This is a genomic window from Pseudomonas sp. RA_35y_Pfl2_P32 (genome assembly GCF_963970735.1).
Lineage (GTDB): Bacteria > Pseudomonadota > Gammaproteobacteria > Pseudomonadales > Pseudomonadaceae > Aquipseudomonas.
The window spans coordinates 1-567 of record NZ_CAXAQF010000155.1; the positions used below are offsets into that span (position 1 = coordinate 1).

At 65.8% G+C, this 567-nt stretch carries 2 protein-coding genes; one reads left to right on the forward strand and one right to left on the reverse strand.

Translation table 11 applies throughout. From position 1 onward, the window contains the following. The coding region (locus AACY45_RS27605) for a DUF4158 domain-containing protein (RefSeq protein WP_339548634.1) at nucleotides 1-225 on the reverse strand (225 nt) is incomplete at its 3' end. A 94-nt stretch (nucleotides 226-319) separates the two neighbouring features. Between AACY45_RS27605 and AACY45_RS27610 the strand changes: the two genes are divergently transcribed. Beyond that, nucleotides 320-567: recombinase family protein (locus AACY45_RS27610; RefSeq protein ID WP_339548635.1), on the forward strand; the 248-nt coding region annotated here is incomplete at its 3' end.

Consider the following 567-nt stretch of genomic DNA (forward strand, 5'->3'; position numbering starts at 1 on the left):
TACCGCGAGCGGGATCACCTCGCCCGGCACCAGCATTCGTCCCGGATAGCGCAGCGCGCACAGTTGCAGCGCGAAGCCGATCCGGTTTTCCGGTCGGCGTCGCCGGTCGATGTGGATCAGGTCGTCGTCCGCCAGGATGTAATGCCGTAGCAGCGACGCTTCGTCGGTCGGCAGGTCGAGCAGCGACGACCGCTGCCGGGCGCTCAGGATATGGCGTCTCGGCATGCGGCTTTGTCCCGGTTGAACAGAAGTCTGTTTTGGACAACACTGACCCCGCGCAAATCAAGGCTTTTCGGGGCCGGTGTTCGGGAAGGTTCAATTGGGACAACGCGCCGCTATCTACGCCCGCGTCTCGACCGCCGACCAGTCGTGCGAGCGGCAGTTGCGCGACCTCGTCGGTTTCGCCGAACGGGGCGGCTATGAGGTGGTCGAGGTCTTCCGCGAAACCGCCTCGGGGATGAAGGCCAACCGCTCGGCGCGCGGCGAGGTGATGAAGCTGGCGCAGGCGCGTCACATCGATGCGGTCCTCGTCACCGAACTCAGCCGCTGGGGACGCTCGACGCAGGA